Source organism: Streptococcus gallolyticus subsp. gallolyticus DSM 16831, assembly GCF_002000985.1.
Taxonomy (GTDB): domain Bacteria; phylum Bacillota; class Bacilli; order Lactobacillales; family Streptococcaceae; genus Streptococcus; species Streptococcus gallolyticus.
This window is the reverse complement of record NZ_CP018822.1, coordinates 952,396-970,397: the sequence shown is the minus strand read 5'-3', so window position 1 is coordinate 970,397 and position 18,002 is coordinate 952,396. Positions and strand designations below refer to the sequence as shown.

Annotated in this window: 14 protein-coding genes and 2 pseudogenes; 1 reads left to right on the top strand and 15 read right to left on the bottom strand. The window is 39.5% G+C overall.

Annotated elements, in window-relative coordinates:
- Nucleotides 1–58: 58 nt before the first annotated feature.
- On the top strand, nucleotides 59–946 hold the full coding sequence (locus BTR42_RS05020; protein WP_077496662.1) for a DMT family transporter: 888 nt from the start codon (nucleotides 59–61) through the stop codon (nucleotides 944–946).
- An 82-nt stretch (nucleotides 947–1,028) separates the two neighbouring features.
- Here BTR42_RS05020 and BTR42_RS05015 read toward each other — a convergent pair whose 3' ends face one another.
- The 15 genes and pseudogenes from BTR42_RS05015 to BTR42_RS04950 all read right to left on the bottom strand — a co-directional run bounded on the left by BTR42_RS05015 (nucleotide 1,029) and on the right by BTR42_RS04950 (nucleotide 17,964).
- Nucleotides 1,029–2,090, bottom strand: coding sequence for a siderophore ABC transporter substrate-binding protein (locus BTR42_RS05015; protein ID WP_077496660.1), 1,062 nt, complete (start codon nucleotides 2,088–2,090; stop codon nucleotides 1,029–1,031).
- A 20-nt stretch (nucleotides 2,091–2,110) separates the two neighbouring features.
- On the bottom strand, nucleotides 2,111–2,857 hold the full coding sequence (locus BTR42_RS05010; RefSeq protein ID WP_394297451.1) for an iron ABC transporter ATP-binding protein: 747 nt from the start codon (nucleotides 2,855–2,857) through the stop codon (nucleotides 2,111–2,113).
- A 5-nt stretch (nucleotides 2,858–2,862) separates the two neighbouring features.
- Nucleotides 2,863–3,828, bottom strand: a complete 966-nt coding sequence (locus BTR42_RS05005) for an iron chelate uptake ABC transporter family permease subunit (RefSeq protein WP_009853985.1) — start codon at nucleotides 3,826–3,828, stop codon at nucleotides 2,863–2,865.
- On the bottom strand, nucleotides 3,821–4,777 hold the full coding sequence (locus BTR42_RS05000; RefSeq protein WP_012961816.1) for an ABC transporter permease: 957 nt from the start codon (nucleotides 4,775–4,777) through the stop codon (nucleotides 3,821–3,823). Before BTR42_RS05000 ends, BTR42_RS05005 begins: the two co-directional genes overlap by 8 nt.
- A 170-nt stretch (nucleotides 4,778–4,947) precedes the next feature.
- Nucleotides 4,948–6,693 (bottom strand): dihydrolipoyl dehydrogenase, encoded by a 1,746-nt coding sequence (gene lpdA, locus BTR42_RS04995; RefSeq protein WP_077496658.1) that lies wholly within the window; start codon nucleotides 6,691–6,693, stop codon nucleotides 4,948–4,950.
- Between the two features lie 145 nt (nucleotides 6,694–6,838).
- A pseudogene (locus tag BTR42_RS04990) lies at nucleotides 6,839–7,876 on the bottom strand (dihydrolipoamide acetyltransferase); the annotation flags it as partial.
- A 189-nt stretch (nucleotides 7,877–8,065) separates the two neighbouring features.
- Nucleotides 8,066–8,194: pseudogene (locus BTR42_RS13025) on the bottom strand (biotin/lipoyl-containing protein); the annotation flags it as partial.
- Nucleotides 8,195–8,247: 53 nt separating this feature from the next.
- Complete coding sequence (locus BTR42_RS04985; RefSeq protein ID WP_003064327.1) at nucleotides 8,248–9,252, bottom strand: alpha-ketoacid dehydrogenase subunit beta; 1,005 nt, start codon at nucleotides 9,250–9,252, stop codon at nucleotides 8,248–8,250.
- Nucleotides 9,253–9,283: 31 nt separating this feature from the next.
- Complete coding sequence (locus tag BTR42_RS04980) at nucleotides 9,284–10,252, bottom strand: thiamine pyrophosphate-dependent dehydrogenase E1 component subunit alpha (protein WP_014620029.1); 969 nt, start codon at nucleotides 10,250–10,252, stop codon at nucleotides 9,284–9,286.
- 136 nt (nucleotides 10,253–10,388) lie between these two features.
- Nucleotides 10,389–10,805 (bottom strand): cupin domain-containing protein, encoded by a 417-nt coding sequence (locus BTR42_RS04975; protein WP_012961811.1) that lies wholly within the window; start codon nucleotides 10,803–10,805, stop codon nucleotides 10,389–10,391.
- A gap of 131 nt (nucleotides 10,806–10,936) precedes the next feature.
- Nucleotides 10,937–12,814 (bottom strand): ABC transporter ATP-binding protein, encoded by a 1,878-nt coding sequence (locus BTR42_RS04970; RefSeq protein WP_012961810.1) that lies wholly within the window; start codon nucleotides 12,812–12,814, stop codon nucleotides 10,937–10,939.
- The gene (locus BTR42_RS04965) at nucleotides 12,814–14,565 is read right to left on the bottom strand and encodes an ABC transporter ATP-binding protein (RefSeq protein ID WP_074656878.1); all 1,752 of its coding nucleotides are present in this window, start codon (nucleotides 14,563–14,565) and stop codon (nucleotides 12,814–12,816) included. The genes BTR42_RS04970 and BTR42_RS04965 overlap by 1 nt, the downstream gene beginning before the upstream one ends.
- Nucleotides 14,558–15,004, bottom strand: a complete 447-nt coding sequence (locus tag BTR42_RS04960) for a MarR family winged helix-turn-helix transcriptional regulator (protein WP_074656875.1) — start codon at nucleotides 15,002–15,004, stop codon at nucleotides 14,558–14,560. The genes BTR42_RS04965 and BTR42_RS04960 overlap by 8 nt, the downstream gene beginning before the upstream one ends.
- Before the next feature lie 235 nt (nucleotides 15,005–15,239).
- On the bottom strand, nucleotides 15,240–17,159 hold the full coding sequence (locus BTR42_RS04955) for an ABC transporter ATP-binding protein (protein WP_077496654.1): 1,920 nt from the start codon (nucleotides 17,157–17,159) through the stop codon (nucleotides 15,240–15,242).
- Nucleotides 17,160–17,250: 91 nt separating this feature from the next.
- Entirely contained in the window at nucleotides 17,251–17,964 is a 714-nt protein-coding gene (locus BTR42_RS04950; RefSeq protein WP_009853974.1) for a matrixin family metalloprotease, read from the bottom strand.
- Between the last annotated feature and the right edge of the window lie 38 nt (nucleotides 17,965–18,002).

Sequence of the window (18,002 nt, the reverse complement as noted above, 5' to 3'; positions counted from 1 at the left end):
ACTGGTACTTTTTATTATACCACTTATTTATTACAATTTAGAGCGAGGTGAAAATGTCATGAAAAGAAATCGTTGTAATTCAATTAAAGACATTTGTCTAATCTTTTTAGCCATTTGTTTTTTAGCTACTGGTGGTATATTTGTCAAACTAAGCCCGCTCCCACCAATCAATACGGGCTTTTATCGTGTCTTATTTTCAATTCCGATGCTGCTGCCCTTTATCAAGAAATCAGATGTGCAGGCGCTTAATCGTAAACAGATAATGACCATTATTCTGGCAGGGGCGTTCTTAGCAGGAGATTTGACCTTTTGGAACAGTTCCTTTTCTTACACTAGCGTTGCCAATGCCAATTTATTAGTCAATTTAACACCTTTTACGGTTATCCCAGTGAGTTATTTTCTCTTCAAGGAAAAAATGACTCCTAAATTTTTATTAGGTGGTTTGGTAACTTTGGTCGGTGTTTTGGTGCTTATGGCAAATAAAGTCAGTCTATCGTCTGACCGTTTGCTCGGTGATTCTCTTAGTCTTGGCGCTTCTATTTTTTACGCCATGTTTATGATTACCGTTTATCAATTGCGCGACACCGTCAAATCTAACGTGATTATGTTTTTTAGTGCCTTTGGAACACTGTTAGTGCTTGCTGTTGTGATTTTCTTGACCGAAGGATTTTACCTACCACAAAATATAGCAGAGCTTTTGCCACTTTTGGCTTTGGCTCTCGTCTCCCAAATTCTTGGGCAAGGGTTACTAGCTTACTGTCTCGGTAAAGTCAATGCCAGCCTATCTTCTTTAATCACCCTATCACAGCCTGTTGTTGCGGCACTTTACGCTTGGGTGATTTTCCAAGAAAATCTAAATCTCCAATCAGTCATAGCTATTGTTATCACTTTAATCGGTGTCTATCTTGCGAAAACACAAACTGTTGAAGAAAACGAAAAAGCCTAGAAATGTTACTTTCTTAGGCTTTTTATGGTTGAGAAAATTTCTCTTATCTATGTGTATTAGAGAGATTATGGTCAATTAGGATTTAGTTACCTGCGTATGCTGCAACTTCTTCAATCATTAGTTTGGTTGATTCCAAACCTCCACCAGACAAATACCAAAGGTCTGATGTTAAGGTAATGATTTTATTATTTTGACCTGCATTCGTTGCCTGAATCAAATCATTATTTAAAATATCTGAATTGGCTGAGTCATCTCCCCCAATAGCCAAAGTGCGGTCAACGACAAAAATAATATCTGGGTTGACTTCACTAATACTTTCATAACTTAGACCAGAACCGTGATATTGATTGCTTGATCTTGATGAAGAACTCGTGTCTGATGATGAACTTGATGAGCTTGAAGAACTTGAACTGTCTTTAGCACCGTGGCTTGATTCTTCAATTTCCAAATCGGTTGCTTTAAATCCAAGGTCCTCATAAACAAATGAATAACGTCCATCAGCAGCAATACCTGACATATTGCCCTCATTAAGCATCAACATTAACGTTGTTTTGGTCGTGTCAGCATTTTTCTCTGCTGTTTCTTCAATCAAATCATCAATATCTGATAATTGACTTTTGGCTTCTTTCTTGGCAGAACTACCGAAAATTTTAGCTAATTCCGTAACGTTCTTTTGAACAGAATTCCAATAATCACTCGTATCTGTTGAAAAATAAATTGTCGGTGCGATTTCTTGGAAGTCTTCCAATTGACTTGATGTTCGTCCAGAAGCGATAATTAAGTCAGGTTCTAGATTTGCAATAGTTTCCAAATTAACTTCTTTTAAATTTCCGACGTCAGTAATAGAATCTTTAGAAGTTAAATCAGAGAGATACGTTGGTACAGACCCTTTCGGCATCCCAACAATCACATCTTCGTACCCTAAAGCACGGAGAGTATCCGCAACACCAAAATCAAGGACAACCACTTTTTTAGGATTCGTCGCTACGCTGACTTTTCCTGTTGCATCTGTAATCGTCACTTCAGAGGCGTCACTAGATTGGCTTGTACTATTTGAGCTAGAGCTTGACGAACAAGCACCTAAAAATACAGCCATAACGAGTACCATCATTGCGGTTAATAGTAATGTCAATTTCTTCTTCATGTTTTCACCATATAAACTTTCTATTGGTAAACACAAATCCTATTACCATTAATCTCATCTAAAATAAGGTCCATATCATAGAGATTGTCTAAAATCTCCTTCACCATAACTTGATGAGGCGTTCCCGAACAGAAAACTTTTCCATCCTTAAACGCCACCATTTCATCAACAAACTGGCTGGCAATATTGATATCATGAATGACAATAATCACCGTTTTCCCTAAGTCATCAACTAGAGAACGCAGTATTTTCATCATCGAAATACCTTGCTTAATATCCAGATTGTTAAGCGGTTCGTCAAGAAGGACGATGTCCGTATCTTGAGCTAAAACCATAGCAATAAATACGCGTTGTAACTGCCCACCAGAAAGCGTGTCAATCATCCGCTTTCTAAACGGCTGCAAGTCCATGTAAGTTATTGCTTCATCTATTTTCTCTTGGTCTTTTTTCGTCAAACGTCCGTGACTATAAGGAAAACGACCAAAAGCAACCAACTCTTCTACCGTCAATTTCATCTGATAGTAGAGTTGTTGTTTGAGCATGGTTAATTCTTTGGCTAATTCGCCAGAAGACCATGCTTCGATTTCTTTATCTTTTATCATTAAGACACCTTTATCTTTCTTTGAAAGACGGCTCATAATGCTTAAAAGAGTTGATTTACCGGCACCGTTAGGTCCGATAAAGGCTGTAAACTTGCCTGGCTTTATCTCCAAGTTTACATTATCCAAAACAATTTTGTCGCCATAAGCTTTCTCAATGCTTTTCATTTTTATCATGGTTTTATTCGCTCCTTGTATAAAAGATAGAAGAAAGAGCCACCACCACAAAATTCAATGACCATGCTAATCGTCACACTATAATTAAATAAACGCTCCACAATGCTTTGTCCTACAACTAACATAATAAAACCAAGCAAACTCGTTGCTGTAAATAAGGTTTTATGGTTAGAATCAGGCATGATTTGATAAGCGAGATTGGCAACAATAAATCCAAAGAAGGTCAATGGTCCTACCATTGCCGTTGAAGCTGATGTTAACAGGACAACAAACCATAACACTTGCCGTTGCACATGTGGAACATCAATTCCTAAGAGGGTTGCTGTCTCTCTTCCTAGATAAAAAACATCAAGCTCTGCACTTTTTCGATAAAGACAGATAGCCGTAAAAAGGACCAGAATAGCTACTAAAACAAGGACATCACTATTTGCATTTTGAAAAGAAGCAAAGAGTTTACTTTGAAGTTTATCATATTCATTAGGGTCCATGAGGACCTGCATAAAGGTTGATAAACTGCGAAAAAGCGTTCCTAGTGACATACAAATCAGCAGAATTGTTCCAAAACCTTTTTCCAAGAGTTTTTTGATACTAGGCTGGAGAAAAAAGAAGAAAATCAATTGTATCGCTAAGACGATGATAAATTCTACAATAGCATTGGGTTCTTCTTGTGACCAATGCCAATAGAAAAATAAATAGGTCGATTGCATTAACACATAAAGATTTTCCAACCCCAAAACTGACGGCGTTAAAAAGCGATTACCAGTTATTGTCTGAAAGCTAATCGTTGCTAAGCTAGCACTTATTGCCACAAGACAATAAGCACACAATTTTTTCAAGCGAAGCTTTATAACAAAAGGCAACAACGACCCTCCAACGGGAAGTAAATAAGCCCAAAAACAGACAACAGCAAGCACAAATAGAACAGCTATAATGCGTTTTGATGAGGGATTTTTCTTAGTCATAGACGTCACCTCGCCATAACATCCAAATGAAAATCGCAGAGCCTAAAACGCCCAATATTACTGAAACCGATAGTTCATAAGGACGGATAATGAGACGAGCTAAAATGTCGCACGCCAAGACCAAACATACCCCACTCCAAAAAACAAGTCGCCTACTTTTTTTCAAATGATTCCCAACAAAATGACGGACGATATTAGGAATAATCACGCCAAGAAAAGGAAGAGAACCTACTGTAATCATTGTTACCGCTGTGGTTAAAGAAACCAAAAACAGCGCTATTGCCTCCATTTGAGAAAAGGGCAGACCGAGCATTGTACTTGCTTCTTCACCAAGGCTCATGATCGAGAAACTTTCACTAAAACGCCAGATACCAACAACAATTATCAGATTAAGAAATAACCATTCGTATTGATTGGTCTGAATCATAGCAAAAGAACCCTGTGTCCACGAGGTCATTGATTGTACCAAATCAAAGCGGTAAGCAATCATTTCTGCTACTGCTCCAATCATGCCACCATAAATGAGACCAACGAGTGGTAACATCCATTTTTCCTTAAAAGGCAATCTTCTAACGACTTTGATAAAAAATAAAGTCATTAACATTGAAGAGATAAAGGCAAAACTCATTTTTTGAGCTAAGCTTGCTTTTGGAAAAAAGAAAAGTGAGATTAGCATGCCAAGTTGAGCTGCTTCGACAGTCCCAACAGTAGATGGCGCAGCATAATTGTTTTGTGTGATGGTTTGCATCAACAAACCTGATAAACTCATGGCACCCGCTGCCAAAACGATTGCCAAGGTTCTAGGTAGGCGTGATTCAAAAAAGACTTGATAGGCTACCTCTTCCCCTTGAAACAATTTAAGCCAGGAAAATTGTGAACTTGCCCCAATACTTAGTGATAAGAACATTAAGACAAGACTGAGGGGAAGCAACCAGCGTATAGCTTTCATAGGCTTCCTCCCTAAAAAATTGAACAAAGTATTTCCATACCCTGTCCACTATTACTTTAGCAAATTTTCATGCAAGCGTCAACTGATATTACAGAATTTTCTGAAAATTAAGTATACTGTTTCAAATATAAAAGTATGCTCTAAAACCATGTTTAGAGCATACTTTTGATTTATTTCTTCGGTGGGTTATGAATAGCTTCGCCAATGGTATCAAGGAAAGCTTCATACATATTTTCAGAAAAAGTTGGGTGTCCATGAATCGCTTGGGCAACGTCATCAACGGTCAATTCATTTTCCATAATGGTTGCCGCTTCATTAATAAGCTCTGCTGCTGCGGGTCCAATGATATGCACACCAAGGATTTCATGATACTTGCTGTCAGCGATGACCTTGACAAAACCTTGAGCTTCATTAGACGCAAGAGCTCGTCCATTGCCTGTGAAGCTTGATTTTCCAATCAAAATATCGCCGTATTGCTCACGCGCAGCCTCTTCTGTCATTCCAACCATAGCTACTTCTGGGTGAGTATAAACCGCTGCTGGTGTGTAGGTGAGGTTGGCTTTGCGATGGTTGCCACGTAGAGCATTTTCAGCAGCCACTTCTCCCATACGATAAGCAGCGTGCGCTAGCATTTTTTGACCATTGACATCACCAGGAGCATAAATACCAGATATTGACGTTTCTTGGTAAGCATTGACTTTGATGCGATTACCTTCCATATCAAGATTGAGATTTTCAAGACCTTGCATTTGGGGAACACGTCCAATCGATAGAAGAGCTTTATCTGCTTGAATTGTCTCACCATTGGTTAGCGTCAACTCAAGCTGGCTATTTTTCTCAACAATTTCGGCTACTCCGACATTAGTTTTAATGGTCATACCTTTTTTCGTCAGAATTTTTTGCAATTCCTGCGAAATTTCCTTGTCCATAGCTGGAATAATGCGGTCTGCCATTTCAATAACGGTCACATCAACGCCGTAAGATGCCCAAACCAGTCCAAGCTCAATCCCAACAACACCGCCACCCATGACAGCTAGTGATTTCGGTACTTCACGTAAATCAAGGATATCATCAGAAGTCAAAACAAGCGTTGAATCAATACCTGGAATATTAATGCGTGATACTTTTGAACCAGTTGCTAAAATGATACTATGTCCCTTAATCGTTTGCGACCCAATCGTTACTGTCTTGTCTGGATTGACTTGAGCCAGTCCGTCAAAAATGGTTACTTTATTAGCTTTCAAGAGACCACGAACGCCACCCGTTAATGTTTTGACAACGGAATTTTTAAACTCAACGGTTTTATCCATGTCAATACTGTAATTAGTTGAAGCCAGATTAATACCACGACCAGCAGCAATTTTTAGTCCATCAAGGATTTCGGCATTTTTGAGATAAGTTTTAGTTGGGATACAGCCAACATTTAGACACGTGCCACCAAATTCTGATTTTTCAACGATAGCAATTTTGCCACCGAGTTGCGCACCTCGAATGGCGGCATAATAGCCAGCAGGACCACCACCAACCACAATCATGTCATACTCATCAGCTGCAAGTGGAGCTTTTTGTTCAGAAGTCACATCAGCCGTCACCGCCTTTGGCACTTCCAAGCCTGCTGCGGTTAAGTCTGCCGCTGCTTGTTCTGGTGTTACTTGCGCAACTTCGTCAATAACTTCACCTTCAGCACCAAGGTAGCCAATGATTTCTGTCACAGGAACAACATCACCAGCCTCGTGAACAATTTTCAAAAGCATGCCAGAATCTTCGGCTTCGATTTCCATATTCGTCTTATCAGACATGATTTCAAGCAGAATATCGCCCTCTTGAACATGCTCACCTTCCGCTTTTTTCCATTCAATAATTTCGCCCTCTTGCATGTCAACACCAAGCTTGGGCATGATAATTTCTACTGCCATTTTACGTTTTCCCTTCAGAAAATTCTTTTGTTTCTCAGTCAGCTTTGGGCGGCTCTCACCCAAGCAACCGACTATATCATTTATTTGTCAACATTAGGCTTTAAAGATGACCGAGTCACCTATGTCACCGCCCACGTTTTTTACTTTAGATTAGCAATTCTAGCGGATTTTCAAGAAGCGCTTTTAAATCTAGCATGAATTTTGCACCATTCATTCCGTCAACTAATCGGTGATCAATGGTCAAACTCATTCCCATAATTGGGCGAATAACCACTTCACCGTCATGAACGACGGGTGTTTCAATAGTTGCTGAAATCCCAAGAATTGCCGAATTTGGTTGATTAATAATCGGATTAAACGACTTCACTCCAAACATCCCAAGGTTCGTTATGGTGAATGTTGAGCCAGACATTTCAGCTGCTTTCAATTTACCAGCTTGTGCTTTTTGAATCACATCTTTTGATGCTACCACAAAGTCTGACAAACTCATCTGGTTTGCACCATGAACCACAGGAACCACTAAACCTTCAGAAAGCCCAACAGCGATTGCAAGATTGACAAAATGATGTAGTTCGATGTCTTGAGCGTCGTTAATCAGAGAAGCATTAAGGAAACGGTGTTCCTCCTTCATCAAGGTCTTAATCACAGCAAGCCCAATTAAGTCCGTAAAGGTCACCTTGTAACCAGTCTTTGCCATAATTGGCTCAATGAGTTGCTTACGCAAGGCAATCAGATTCGTCATATCAATATCATAATTAAGCGTAAAGGTCGGTGCTGTAAAGTAAGAATGGCTCATTCCCTTTGAAATTGCCTTACGCATAGCAGACATCTTAATGACTTCAACGCCGTCACTTGCAGCCGTAACATCAGCCAAAGCGCCTGCTTGCGGTGTCACTTTTACATCTGCTTGTTCTTTTTGCGGCGCAACATCACCTAGACTTGCTAAAACATCTTCCTTGGTAATCTTACCAGAAACACCCGTTCCCACCAGTGTCTCAAGGTCAACACCTTTGTCCTTTGCAATCCTACGAGCCAGTGGCGTCACACGAATCTTACTAAATTGTTCCACATCTTCCTTGTGAATCCGCCCATTTTCACCGCTGCCAGTGATTTTTTCAAGGTCAATACCACGCTCACGTGCTAACTTTCTAGCAGCAGGCGTAGCACGGACTTTTCCAGTTTCAGACGTCTTTTGGGAAATCGCTGGCACTGTGCTTGTTTGCAACGGTTGAGCTTTCGCTTCCTGAGCTGATGCTGACTGTTCAACATGTTTCTCAACCACAGAATCAACAAGAGTTTCACCCTCTGCTCCGATATAGCCAATAACTTCGGTAACAGCTACGACATCACCTGCTGGATGAACGATTTTCAACAGCACGCCAGAATCTTCAGCTTCGATTTCCATATTGGTCTTATCAGACATGATTTCAAGCAGAATATCACCCTCATTGACCTCATCACCTTCAGCTTTTTTCCATTCAAGAATTTCCCCTTCTTGCATGTCCACACCAAGCTTTGGCATAATAATTTCATTTGCCACAGAAAACACCTCCCTTAGGCATCACGACCATTGCGTGCCATTTTATAAATGGCTGCTTTAATCTTAGCAACGTCTGGCAAAATGCCCTGTTCTAAAACACGTGCGTATGGTACTGGCACATCTTCGCTTGCCAAACGTACAATCGGATAATCAAGGTAATCAAAAGCTTCACTTTCCGTAACCAGCGCAGCTATTTCCCCAATAAAACCACCTGTCTTGTAAGCGTCATTAACCAACATGAGCTTCCCAGTCTTTTTCACCGAATTGATAATCAACTCCTTATCAAGTGGAATAAGTGTCCGTGGGTCAACCACTTCAACGCTAATGCCGTCAGCTGCTACTTCATCTGCTGCTTGAAGAACACGCTCCAACATACGACCATAAGAAACAATGGTCAAATCAGTTCCCTCACGCTTAATATCACCTTTTCCAAGTGGCAAATAAAAATCAGAATCCAAGTTCACTTCCTCTTTCTTGCCATAAAGCGCCTTTGGCTCCATGAAAATAACAATATTATTATCACGAATGGCTGATTTTAAAAGCCCTTTGGCATCATTAGCATTCCCTGGAGCAACAACCTTAATACCAGGAATATGGGTTAACCAAGCTTCCAGAGACTGCGAATGTTGCGCTGCTGAACCAATACCAGAACCAGAGGCTACACGAAAGGTTACTGGCGTTTTCAAACCACCACCAAACATATAATTATTTTTAGCGCCGTTATTAACAATAGCATCAAGGGCAATGGTGATAAAATCCATAAAGGTCACATCAACAATCGGACGAAGCCCAGTTATCGCAGCGCCAATGGCACTTCCTGCAATAGCTGCTTCTGAAATCGGTGTATCCTTGATACGTTCAGGTCCAAACTCCTCAAACATACCGACAGACGTTCCAAAGTCGCCACCGTAAATGCCAACATCTTCTCCCATGAGAAAAATCGTATCATCTTTTCGCATTTCTTCTGTCATTGCAAGATTGACAGCTTCACGTAATGCCATTTGTTTTGTTTCAGTCATTGTCTTTCTCCTCTTGTGATTAAAAAGCTGCCTAATCTACCCAGACATCTTCAAATGCTACTGACAAATCTGGTTCAGGGCTATTTTGAGCAAATGCGTAAGCATCATCAATTTCTTTAACCACTTGCGCATCAATAGCATCCAATTCGTCATGGCTTGCCAAATGATTTTCAGTCAAATACGTACGGAATTTGACAAGTGGGTCTTTTTTCTTCCAGTCATCAACTTCCTCTTTACTACGGTATTTACCTGCGTCAGCTGTCGAATGCCCAAACCAACGGTAAGATTCTACCTCAACAATGGCTGGACCATTTCCAGAACGCACGTGGTCAACCGCTTTGCCCATTGTCTCATAAACCGCTAGAACATCATTGCCATCTTCGCAATAAAAACCAGGAATGCCATAAGCTTCAGCCCGTGTGTAGAGATGCGGTGTATTGGTCGCTCTCGTAATATCCATAGAAATACCATAGCGATTATTGATAATAAAGAAAATGACAGGTAACCCCCAAGTAGCCGCTAGGTTTACTGATTCATGAAAAGAACCCTCATTTGTCGCACCGTCACCAGAAAAGGCAACAACAATGTTGTCCGTTTTTTGATAATGCTGTGTCAACGCCGCACCAACAGCAAGCGCATAACCACCGCCAACAATACCATTCGTACCATAATTGCCTTTTTCAAAATCTGCCAAATGCATGGAACCACCACGACCTTTTGACACACCAGTCACCTTGCCAGCGAGTTCAGCCATCATTTTATTCAAATCCATGTCTTTAGCAATACATTGCCCATGTCCACGGTGATTTGAAAAAATAATATCATCATAAGTCAAATGTGCCATTGCCCCAACACTTGCCGCCTCTTCCCCAACTGAAAAGTGCGTCATACCTTGGACAAAACCACGTCGGACTAACTTATTAATGCGCATATCAAACTCACGAATACGCTGCATTTTAAGATACATATCTATATATTGTTCTTGAGACAAATTCATCATATTGCCCTCCAAATATCTTTTTCTTAGTCCATTCATCATATGATATTATTTCCCAAATCACAAATTATTTAACCGAAACTTTGAAAACGTTTTAAAAACAACGGTAAAAAAAAGACGCCAAATGCGTCTTTAAACCTTACTTCTCCCCCAATATTTCCCTTACCAATTTTTCGCAATCGACTTTGTCGTTTTTGATTTTATCAGATTGGTTGTTGCCAGTCGGTACAAATCGGAAAACGATAAATTCTGTTTCTTCTTTGTCATCACCAATGATTCTGTGTATGGATTGTTTGACACGCAAGACTTCACCGCAATTCGCCGTATAGGTCTTTATGGCATTATTTTCCAAAACTTGAATGGTTACATTTCCTTTTGTTGGTACAATAATTTCCTCGATAGCTTGGTGCTTATGCCAATCCTGAATGGTATTTGCAGGTAAAACATTTTGATGAATTTCAAATTCGGGATATAAGAAATAATTCACCTTAGTTCCATTGTCTTTTTCAACCGAAATAGCCTCTGAAAGTCGCCGAATGTCAATAGATTTCGCCATGATAACCCTCCTTTGGTTTGAACAAAGTGTATCACGACAGTTTAGCATTTTCAACTAAAAATATATACCTAAAACAAAAAAACAACCCTTGAAAAACAGCTCTGCTATTTTCCAAAGATTGTCTAAATCTATTATTCGCTAATGGCGTTACCTGTGTAAAGTTGGTAATAACGACCTTTTTGCGCAATCAATTCGTCGTGGTTACCACGTTCGATGATACGTCCTTGTTCAAGAACCATGATACAATCCGCATTGCGAACTGTTGACAAGCGGTGAGCGATAACAAAGGTTGTACGACCTTTCATCAACGCATCCATACCTTCTTGGACGTGAACTTCGGTACGCGTATCGATTGATGATGTTGCTTCATCCAAAATCAAAGCAGGTGGATTTGCCACGGCTGCACGTGCAATCGCAAGCAATTGACGTTGTCCTTGAGATAAATTACTTCCGTCACCTGTCAAAATGGTATCGTAACCTTCTGGCAAACGTTTAATGAAATCATGTGCATTAGCTAACTTAGCCGCAGCAATACATTCGTCATCAGTCGCATTCAAACGTCCGTAACGGATATTATCCATAACCGTTCCTGTAAAGAGGTGCGTATCTTGCAATACAATCCCTAAACTACGACGAAGATCAGCTTTTTTGATTTTACGAATGTTAATACCGTCGTAATGAATCTTACCTTCTTGAATATCGTAAAAACGGTTAATCAAGTTTGTAATGGTTGTTTTACCAGCACCAGTTGACCCAACAAAGGCAATTTTTTGACCAGGTTCCGCAAACAAATTAATGTCATGTAAAACCATTTTATCATCGTTATAACCAAAGGTTACATCTGAGAAGGTTACACGACCTTCTTGCTTGTGATAAGTCACAGTCCCGTCTTCGTGTGGATGTTTCCAAGCCCACATACCAGTTGTTTCTTCAACTTCTTGAAGATTACCAGCAGCGTCCTCAGTAGCATTTACCAATTCAACATAACCTTCATCAGTTTCCACTTCGGCATCAAGTAGGTTAAAGACACGGTCAGCACCAGCCATCGCCATGATAACTGAGTTAATTTGTTGACTGATTTGTGTAATCGGGTTTGTAAAACTACGGTTAAGCGCTAGGAAAGAAACCAAGGTTCCCAAAGTCAATCCAGCATAACCATGAAGTGCTAGAGTTGCCCCAAGCATGGCACAAAGTACATAGGAAATATGTCCAATATTAGCTGATACTGGCATCAAAATATTAGCATAGATATTGGCGTTTGTGGCAGAATAGCGGAGCTGTTGATTGATTTTTCGGAAATCTTCTTTAGCACGTTCTTCGTGATTGAAAACTTTAACCACTTTTTGACCGTCCATCATTTCTTCAATGAAACCATTGACACGACCAAGGTCATTTTGTTGGTTATGGAAATGTTTAGACGATTGCGAAGCGATTTTACGCGCAACAGTTAACAAAATCACAACCATAAATAGTGATAACATTGACAATGGCACGTTAAGAATAAGCATGCTTGTAAAAGTCACCACGATTGAAAAGAATGAATTGACCACTTGCGGAATACTTTGGCTAATCAACTGACGAAGTGTATCAACGTCGTTAGTATAGATAGACATGATATCACCGTGGGCATGTGTATCAAAATATTTGATTGGCAAGCGTTCCATATGAGTGAACAAATCAATACGAATACGACGCATTGTTCCTTGTCCAACATAAACCATCAAACGGTTATAAGTGTAAGAACTTAGAACACCAATGATACCAATAATGATTAATTGAAAAATAGCGTGTGCTAACCCTGAAAAGTCTGGATTTTTAGCAGCTAAAAGAGGTGTAATATAACTATCAATCAATGTTTGCATGAACAAACTAAAGCGTACCATACAAAGCGCTGTTACTAAAATCAAAACCAATACTAGCAAGAAGCGCCATTTATAATTTTTCAAGACATAAGCCAACACACGTTTTAGCGTATCTTGTTTATTAATTTCTTTTTTGGTTTGAGCCATTAATTGCTACCTCCTTCCGCATCAAAATCGCCGCCACCTTGTTGTTGAACATCGTTGATTTCACGGTAGATAGCATTTGTTTTCAATAATTCATCATGACTTGCAAATCCTGAAATCTTACCATCATCAAGTACCAAAATCTTATCAGCGTGTTGCACACTTGAAATACGTTGGGCGATAATGATTTTCGTTGTCCCAGGAATCGTTTCAGCAAATGATTGGCGAATATTCGCATCTGTTGCAGTATCAACGGCACTTGTTGAGTCATCCAAAATCAATACTTTTGGTTTTTTCAACAATGCACGGGCAATACAAAGGCGTTGTTTTTGACCACCAGAAACGTTGCTACCACCTTGTTCAATCCAAGTGTTGTATTTGTCTGGGAAGCGTTCGATAAATTCATCTGCGCAAGCTTGACGGCAAGCTTCCATACATTCTTCATCTGTCGCATTTTCATTTCCCCAACGAAGGTTATCCAAGATAGTCCCTGAGAAAAGGACATTTTTCTGAAGAACAACCGCTACTTGGTCACGAAGAACTTCCAAATCGTATTCGCGAACATCACGTCCACCAACTTTAATTGAACCAGAATCAACATCATAAAGACGTGAAATCAAGTTAGCAAATGAGGTCTTACCAGAACCAGTTCCACCAATAACACCAATGATTTCACCAGATTTAACGCTCAAATTAATATCAGAAAGCACTTCTTCGCCACCGCCGTGTTTGTAAGAAAAATGCACATGGTCAAAAGTAATGCTTCCGTCTGAAACTTCCATCAATGGATTTTCAGGATTAACAATGTCAGCTTTTTCGTTAAGAACTTCTGAAATACGTTCCGCACTAGCCATACTCATTGAAATCATAACCATAATCATTGATAACATCATGAGTGACATCATCATGGCAAAGATATAAGAAAGAAGTGATGTTAACTCACCTGTTGTTAAACTACCAGCTACGATAAAGCGAGCCCCAAACCAAGACAAACAAATCATACAAGCAAAGATGATAAACATCATGATTGGGTTATTGAAAATAACAATTTTTTCCGCTTTGACAAAGAGACGGTAAATGTTTTCAGCAGCCTTAGTGAATTTTGTATTTTCATGTTCTTCACGGACAAAGGCTTTTACCACACGAATACCAGAAATATTTTCTTGAACACTGGCATTCAAATCATCGTATTTACGGAAAACATAGTTAAATGCAGGCATTGCTTTACGCATGATAAACAGCAATGAAGCCGCCAAGATGATAACAGCAAGAAGGAAAATCAAACTCAATTGACGGTCAACCACAAAACACATAAACATACTGAAAATGATTGTTAACGGTGCTCTGACAACTACACGAATAATCATTTGGTAAGCATTTTGCACGTTTGTCACGTCAGTCGTCATACGTGTTACAAGACCAGCCGTGCTGTATTTATCAATATTTGAGAAGGCAAATGTTTGAATATTGTCATACATTCCTTCACGCAAATTAGCAGCAAAACCAGCTGAGGCCTGCGCCGCAAATTTCCCTGCTAGGAAACCTGTCGTCAAACCACAAATAGCCAAAAGTAACATAAACAAACCATATTTCATGGCTACCGTAAGATTTCCTGCCTGAATCCCTTGGTCAATCAATTTCGAAATCACAAAGGGAATTGACATGTCGAAGAAAACTTCCAAAGCGGCACACAAAGGAGCTAGTAAAGATGGCGTTTTGTACTCCTTCACCTGCGCTAGTAAAGTTTTAATCATTCTCGTCACCTCTTTCTACAACATTATAATAAGCTCTTTCAAGCAATAAATGAAACGTCTCCTGCTCGTCTTTGGTAAAATCCCCCACAATTGCACGCTCTGAATCATCCAAGTGTTCACCCAAACGATTAATCAAAGCCCTACCTTCGTCAGAAATTTCAACTTTTTTGATACGCTTGTCTTTCTCATCTTGGCTTGTGATAATCATATCTTTTTGGTCTAAACGCGCCAAAATACCAGCCATTGTCGGCTGAGACACTTCAAATTGTTTCTCTAATTCTTTAAAAGTGTAGCACTTCTCTGTTCGTTTCAAAAACATCAACACCCATGACTGCATAATCGTGATATTATACGGTTTTAGGAAATTATTCATGTTTTGTTCCAAACGATGAGCTATCCGTTTGACTAACCAGCCATAAGGAGCATTTGTCGGGTTCATTATTGCCTCCAAACTCAAAAAAGCAAGCCTCTCAAAACTTAGCCCCAAAACAATTTTTTAGCTAAATTTCAAGATTTGCTAGACATTTTCATCTATTTACCAATAGTTATTATAGAACTTTGACACAAAAAGTCAATAGCTTGCTATTGATTTTTTTTAAAACTAAAAAATGATATGCAAACTTATCCAAAATTAGCATATTGCCAATCCCAGACAGCTGCATATCATTAAAAAGTCACCCTTCAACCTGTTCGCTGAGTTCTTCCCATTCTAGCATGAGTTTTTCTTGTTGTTCAGTCAAGTCATCGAGTTCTTTTTGCAAATCAACGAGTTCTACGGCATCATTTGTGGCTAACATCGCTTGGTTGATTGCTTCTTCACGCGCTTCAATGTTTTCTAATTGATTTTCAATTTCTGCGATTCGGCGTGTGAGTTTGCGAAGTTCCTTTTGGTTAGCTTTTTGCGCTTGATAATCATTAGCTGGCGCTTTTTCAACAATGGCAACTGTTTTTTCCTGTGCTTCTTCGGCTTTCAAACGTTCCATTTCTTCCAGCTCTGCTTTTTTCTCAAGGTAATAATCATAATCACCAAGATAAAGGGTTGAGCCTTTTTCAGAGATTTCAAGCACTTTTGTTGCCACACGGTTAATGAAATAACGGTCGTGACTGACAAATAAAAGTGTTCCGTCAAAATCAATCAAAGCATCTTCCAAAACTTCCTTGCTATCGATATCCAAGTGGTTGGTTGGTTCGTCTAGAATAAGGAAATTATCATTTTGCATGGACAATTTTGCAAGAAGTAAGCGGGCGCGTTCACCACCAGAAAGCATGCTGACTGATTTCTTGACATCATCGCCAGAGAAGAGAAAAGCTCCCAGACGGTTACGAATTTCCACTTCTGGTGTCGTTGAAAAATCATTCCAAAGCTCATCAAGAACCGTGTTTGTACGCGTCAAATTTGATTGCGTTTGGTCATAGTAACCCACTTCAACATTGGCACCGTAAGTTGACGTTCCCTTGATAAATGGAATTTGACCCACAATTGATTTAATCAAGGTTGATTTTCCGATACCATTTGGTCCGACAATGGCAATGGCATCGAATTTCTTGATATCAATATTAATTGGTTCTGACAAGATTTGGTTATCATAGCCAATTGCCGCATCTGTCACCGTCAAGACAACATTTCCTGACACTTTATCCGCATGAAAAGTCATGTTAGCCGATTTTTGCCCTACCGTTGGTTTGTCCAAACGCTCCATTTTTTCCAACTGTTTGCGGCGAGCTTGGGCACGTTTTGTCGTTGAAGCACGCACAATATTACGTTGAACAAAGTCCTCTAACTTGGCAATTTCTTTGGCTTGTTTTTCATAATTTTTGGCTTCAAGTGCTAACTTTTCAGCTTTCAAATCCATAAATTTAGAATAATTACCAACGTATCTGTCAAGCGAATGTGGTGTCAAATCAAGCGTCACCGTTGCCACCTTATCCAAGAAATAACGGTCGTGACTGACAATAATCAAAGCGCCTTGATAGTTGACCAAGTAATTTTCAAGCCAAGCAATAGTTTCGATATCCAAATGGTTGGTTGGTTCGTCTAGCACTAGCAATTCAGGCTTTTCAAGCAACATTTTGGCAAGCGCCAAGCGTGTATTTTGCCCACCTGACAATTCCGAAATCTTCATTTGCCACATGGATTCATCAAATTTAAAACCATTTAAAATCGCCTTGATTTCCGCCTCATAGGTAAATCCACCCTTGACACGAAATTCCTCTGACATACGGTCATAATCTGACATCAATTTATCAAAAGCATCACCTGTCAGCTCTGCCATTTGCATTTCCATTTTACGCAAACGTGATTCCATGCCACGTACATCATCAAAAACGTGCAACATTTCATCAAAAATCGTATTCTCTGACTCGAAACGGCTATCTTGTGCCAAGTAAGATAAAGTCAAATCACGTTTTGTGTTAATTTCACCAGATGTTGGTGTTTCTTCGCCGACTAAAATTTTAAGCAAAGTTGATTTTCCAGCACCATTTCGCCCAACCAGCGCAATACGGTCTTTCTCATCAACTTGAATATTAATATTATCAAAAAGTACATCACCCGAAAACGAGCGTTCAATTTTATTCCCTTGTAAAATAATCATATGTCTATTTTACCAAATCACAAGTCGTTAAACTAGGAGAATATGAAAAAATCTGCTGATTTCGGCAGATTTTCCGAGATTTATTGTCAGTTTAAGAAGCGTATAGCTCTTGAACTTTTTGGATATCGACATCTTGAATACCGTAGTAAGAACCTGAAGATTGCATAACAGACTGTTCATCGTCATCATGGTCAAGTCCGATAGCGTGCCCCAATTCATGCTCTGCGGTGTAAACGATACGATTATGCGTATAGCCATAATCATTTTCCGTTAAATAGTAAGTGTTCAATTTCACATCAACATGGGTAATTCGGTTCGTCAAAGCATTTGTCTCTGTCTCTGCAAGACCTGCTGCTTTTGAGCTAGCATCAGAATAATCAGTCGCAATAATGTCCGCCGACGATTCATCAGAAACCAAATTAAAAGTAAAAGCTCCTGTGGCATTCCAAGCATTGATAGCTTCCTCATAAGCTTCAATCAACGTTTCATTGGTCGTCTCAATATAGACATTGGCAGAATTGCTTGACCAACGTGCCCCCGAATAATAAGTGAAATCATCCGTTGACAAGTCTTTTAGACTATTTGCAATATCATCACTATTTGCCGAAAAATAACTTGTGACATTATTGGCAATGGTTGAAATCGTATTGGCTAACTGAGAACTGCTGTTATTGGCATAATATAGTAAACCAAAACAAACAATTCCAATAATTACAATCGTTCTAAAAATAGCCCAGAAAAAATTCCAGATAATACTGATAATGAGTCTGGGAATAAAAAAGATTATCCTAAATAAATTTCTCATACGTATCCTCACTTTCTAGAATTTTTGGATTAAATACC